General features: G+C 59.8%; 6 protein-coding genes and 1 pseudogene. 4 read left to right on the top strand and 3 right to left on the bottom strand.

Translation table 11 applies throughout. From position 1 onward, the window contains the following. Positions 1 to 148: 148 nt before the first annotated feature. The 3 genes from NLI89_RS21340 (at position 149) to NLI89_RS21350 (ending at position 1,403) form a co-directional block, all read left to right on the top strand. Positions 149 to 406, top strand: a complete 258-nt coding sequence (locus tag NLI89_RS21340) for a PepSY domain-containing protein (RefSeq protein WP_031439595.1) — start codon at positions 149 to 151, stop codon at positions 404 to 406. A gap of 278 nt (positions 407 to 684) precedes the next feature. Further along, a complete protein-coding gene (gene rnk / locus NLI89_RS21345; RefSeq protein WP_254688757.1) occupies positions 685 to 1,110 on the top strand; it encodes a nucleoside diphosphate kinase regulator in 426 nt (141 codons plus the stop codon). Next, entirely contained in the window at positions 1,107 to 1,403 is a 297-nt protein-coding gene (locus tag NLI89_RS21350; protein WP_183937896.1) for a hypothetical protein, read from the top strand. The genes rnk and NLI89_RS21350 overlap by 4 nt, the downstream gene beginning before the upstream one ends. A gap of 223 nt (positions 1,404 to 1,626) precedes the next feature. Here NLI89_RS21350 and NLI89_RS21355 read toward each other — a convergent pair whose 3' ends face one another. The 3 genes from NLI89_RS21355 to NLI89_RS21365 all read right to left on the bottom strand — a co-directional run bounded on the left by NLI89_RS21355 (position 1,627) and on the right by NLI89_RS21365 (position 3,984). Beyond that, positions 1,627 to 2,826, bottom strand: coding sequence for an IS256 family transposase (locus NLI89_RS21355; protein WP_254688758.1), 1,200 nt, complete (start codon positions 2,824 to 2,826; stop codon positions 1,627 to 1,629). A gap of 130 nt (positions 2,827 to 2,956) precedes the next feature. Then, the gene (locus NLI89_RS21360; RefSeq protein ID WP_254688759.1) at positions 2,957 to 3,502 is read right to left on the bottom strand and encodes a hypothetical protein; all 546 of its coding nucleotides are present in this window, start codon (positions 3,500 to 3,502) and stop codon (positions 2,957 to 2,959) included. A 71-nt stretch (positions 3,503 to 3,573) separates the two neighbouring features. Continuing rightward, positions 3,574 to 3,984, bottom strand: coding sequence for a MarR family winged helix-turn-helix transcriptional regulator (locus NLI89_RS21365; RefSeq protein ID WP_151992023.1), 411 nt, complete (start codon positions 3,982 to 3,984; stop codon positions 3,574 to 3,576). A gap of 73 nt (positions 3,985 to 4,057) precedes the next feature. Between NLI89_RS21365 and NLI89_RS21370 the strand changes: the two are divergent. Then, positions 4,058 to 4,281: pseudogene (locus NLI89_RS21370) on the top strand (chloride channel protein); the annotation flags it as partial.

The following is a 4,281-nucleotide window of genomic DNA, read 5'->3' on the forward strand; positions in this document are numbered from 1 at the left end:
ACCTGTCCCATATGGCTTCCTTCCATTCCAACGAAAGGATCGCACCATCAAACCGTGGGATCAAACACCTAGCCTTGGCTAGCGGCCCAAACCGGGCATATTGAACAAAAATTCTGCCGACACGTATTTCTTGAAAAGGAGTACGATTATGAAACATACGATGTTTGTTATGCTGGCCCTCTCGGTACTCTCTCCAGCCCCGGCCTTTGCTGACGTACCGGGTAAAGGCTGGATCAGCCGCGAGAAAGCGTCTGCTGGCCTCGCCAAGAGGGGCTATAATGTTACCAAGATCGAAGCCGACGATGGGCATTGGGAAGGCGAAGCTGTTCGAAAGGGCATCCGCTACGAGTTCCATGTTAACCCCAAAACCGGCCAGATCACCAAGTTGGAGCGTGATCGCGATTAAGTGAACCACGGTGTTCCACATCCTTGTTTTGGCGCTGCCGGCGATCGTCTGCTTCGTCCAGATCCTGTTACCTTGACAGCACGACCTCACGGCATCACCTCTAGCTGATGTACGCTCCTGCGACACATCAGCGTTTTCGCGACCATTCAGGCCAGCTCGCCGCACGCGGTTAGCCCGGACTTTGTCGGCAAATCGCCGCCAAGGTTCGGGCCTTATTCGGAAAATTAACTCCGGCAGCGCGCAACGCGCCATGGCCTCGAATAAGCGGATACCGCATCATGCATACTCAAGCTGCACAACTAGACGCTCGTCCTGTCATTCACGTCTCGATCGACGAATGTGATTCGCTCTCTGCACTGGCGTTAAGCGCCCAGCACCGACATCCCCAATCTTCGTCCATGCTTCTAGCCGAACTCGATCGTGCCGAACTTTACGAGGCGTCTGATATGCCCCCAAAGGCCGTTACGATGAACTCAACCGTCGAATTCTTGGATGAAGAGAGCGGTGTGCGTCGCGTTGTCCGGCTGGTTTACCCTAACGAGGCAGATATCGATGCTGGACGGATTTCGATCCTAACACCAATCGGGGCGGGACTGATCGGTATGTCGGCGGGCTATGCGATCTCTTGGCCGGATCGTGAGGGCCATGTTCGCTCTCTGAGGATCGTCAGCGTTACTCAGCCTGATAAGGGTTTAGGCGCATGATCGAGGAACTGGCCCGTCATCGATGCAGCGGCGACGATGGCACACCTCTTTTCGTGGTAGAACGCTGTCATGTCTTCATGACCCAGGGCGATACCGGCTTACGTCAGTATCGAGGCGCGGCCTGCTTGACGCTGCTCGATGGCGAGCCTGTTCGCTACATTGATGCGCGAACGTTCGAGGTCGTCGCGAGCGGTGAACTGATCGCCCATGACCCCGCAACGTGTGATTGCGCGCCAGCGGTCGAGGTGTTCACACAAGACGGTCGGCGCGAGGGAGGGGACGCGAGCATCTAGTTCTGTCGCTCAGACATGACATCGATCACCGCGCTGACAAGCTGCGCTGCGCCGTCGCGATTCAAGCGAGCCGGCCAAAAGCGGTTAACGCCTTACCGCACTTCGATCAGTGCCGCCTTTCACACCCGTTCCGCTCAGGGCAGCGCTAGCCGCGATCGTGTCCCACCGCGTGGTGTAGCTTCAGCGGCGTAGCCGCTTTGATCTCCGGGCATGGCCGGGTCGATCACGCTGCCATGGACGACAACGTGACGGTGGGATCATCGCTCAATTGTGTCACGCTTTCCAGCGTCATGTAGCGGCCTCGCTGGACTGCCCACTCGTCGTTTTGCTCGAGCAGCAAGGCGCCGACGAGGCGTGTGATGGCATCCTCGTTGGGGAAGATGCCGACGACGTTGGTGCGCCGCTTGATCTCGCCGTTGAGACGTTCGAGTGGATTGGTGCTGTGCAGCTTGGTGCGATGCTGCGGCGGGAACGACATGTACGCAAGCACGTCTTCTTCCGCCGTATCCATCAGCTTCGCGAGTTTAGGCACGCTGGGTCTCAGTTGGTCGGCGACCTTGCGCCACTGCCCCTTGGCCGCCTCGGGGGTCTCCTGAGCATAGGCCGTGGCGATGAAAGCCGAGACGACGCGGCGACCGCTTTTGCCGGCATGGGCTGTGGCGTTGCGCGCGAAGTGGACGCGGCACCGTTGCCACGTTGCGCTGAACACTCGCGATACGGCTGCTTTGATACCCTCGTGCGCATCCGAGATGACGAGTTTTACGCCGCGTAAGCCCCGCCGCGCGAGGCTGCGCAGGAAGTCCGTCCAAAACGTCTCGGCTTCCGACGCGCCGATCGCCATGCCGAGCACCTCGCGCCGGCCGTCGCCGTTCACGCCGACCGCGATGGTGACCGCGACCGAGACGATCCGACCGGCTTGGCGGACCTTCAGGTACGTCGCGTCGACCCACACGTATGGCCAGTCGCCTTCGATAGGGCGCTCGAGGAACGCCTTCACGCGGACGTCGATCTCCTCACACAACCGGCTTACCTGGCTTTTCGAGATGCCCGACATTCCCATCGCTTTCACCAGATCGTCGACCGACCGGGTCGAGATCCCCTGGATGTACGCCTCCTGGACGACCGCGGTCAGCGCCTTCTCCGAAAGGCGCCGAGGCTCGAGGAAGGCGGGAAAGTAGCTGCCGGTTCTCAGCTTGGGGATACGCAGCTCAACGGTGCCAGCCCGCGTTTCCCAGTCGCGCTCACGGTATCCGTTACGTTGGGCAAGCCGGTCGCTGCTCTTCTCGCCATATCCAGCGCCGGTCAGACTGCCGACCTCCAGATCCATCAGCCGCTGCGCGGCAAAGCCAATCATCTCACGCAGAAATTCCGCATCCGCGCTCTTTCCCACCAGCGCCTGCAGGTTCATTGTATCGTCGGTCATCGAAGGTCTCCGTTGGTTGAGTCTCGCAACCCAATCCTATCCGAAGATCTTCGATGGCCACCCGTGAAGCTGACCGGCCGCTACAGCGCTGGATGATAGCGCGTGACCGGTCAGCTTCACTACCGCTGAGCTACACCACCAGCGGGGACACGACCCTAGCCGCGCGCAAAAGCATCCGTCGCGCAGCAAAGCTGGCTGGCACCGCCTGCGACCCAAAGCGCTGCGCGAACCCCTCTCGCCAAAGCCTCGACGCCACAACATGAACCTCCTCGCGAGTTGGCGAGCGCTCATCATTAATGCAGGCGGTGATCGCCGGGTACAATTGAGGCAAAAGAACGGCTTCGGTCGGTTCGATCGGCTCGCTGACCTGTAGGTCAACACCTTGCTCGCACCGGCGTTTCAAAGCTTGCCTGCGTTGCCGGCGCCAAGCGCGGCCCGCGAACCAGAGGGGTACTGCGGCAACTACCGCAAACGTCAAAGTCATGTCCAGGAACTGACTTTTCGGTAGCTTACCAACTAAGCCCAGCACCAGGAGAATCAGAATAGCGGGGGCGCCCCATTCCGGATGCAGCGCGAGCCGAAAAACGTACCACAGTAACCAACAAAACAGCGCCGCGGCCGCCAGGCTGCCTACGATCAGGCCGATTGCTCCGGCCGCAATGAGGATCAACTGCATGCGCCGACTCCTTCCGGCTATATATATCGCATTGCGATAGACACTGCAATTGGAACCTCTTACGAACCCGATCAATCGACGCGCGCGAGTAGCTCGGCCAGCATAGGCCTAAGCCGTACAATCTCCTCGCGATGCGTCTCCGAGAGCTGTTTCAGAAGCGTTCGCGCTTTCTGCGTCAATTCGAGGAGAGCCTGCCGGCCATCGTCCGGTGATGGCCTACGTATCACCAAGCCAAGCGTTTCCAGACGATCGACCAACCCGGTCGCGCTGTGCGGTTTTAAGGCCAGACGCTCCGCGACGTAGCCGACGCTCACGTTTACGGGGGCAGCCCCCCGGATCGCGAGCAGCGCCTGGTGTTGCTGCGGCTTCAAGCCGCAGCTAGCCGCGCCTCGTTCACTGAAAACCAGAAACTGGCGAAGCGCATAACGGAAGTCTGCAAGCGCCGCATAGTCGGCGTCGGCTAACTCATTCCGATCAATCATCACTCATATCCTAGGCGTTGAAGTATATCGTGGCACGATATAGTGGTCGCCCTTTCTGAACCAGCGAGAGTGCATGACGGCTTCCACCATCAACATCCCAAAGTCCAAGCGGCTTGCCGATCATAGCGCCGACTGGCGAATGATCATGCTCGCTGGAGCAGCGGTCGTGGTCGGCACGGGCGCAGCGTTCGGTGCCTGGATCCTCCTAAAGCTGATCGCATTTGCCACCAATCTGTTCTGGTTCGGCAGGATATCGGCCGCGCCTGCTGAAATCATGGACGCGAACGTCGGCCTTGC

This window comes from Sphingomonas faeni (assembly GCF_024273235.1).
GTDB lineage: Bacteria > Pseudomonadota > Alphaproteobacteria > Sphingomonadales > Sphingomonadaceae > Sphingomonas > Sphingomonas faeni_A.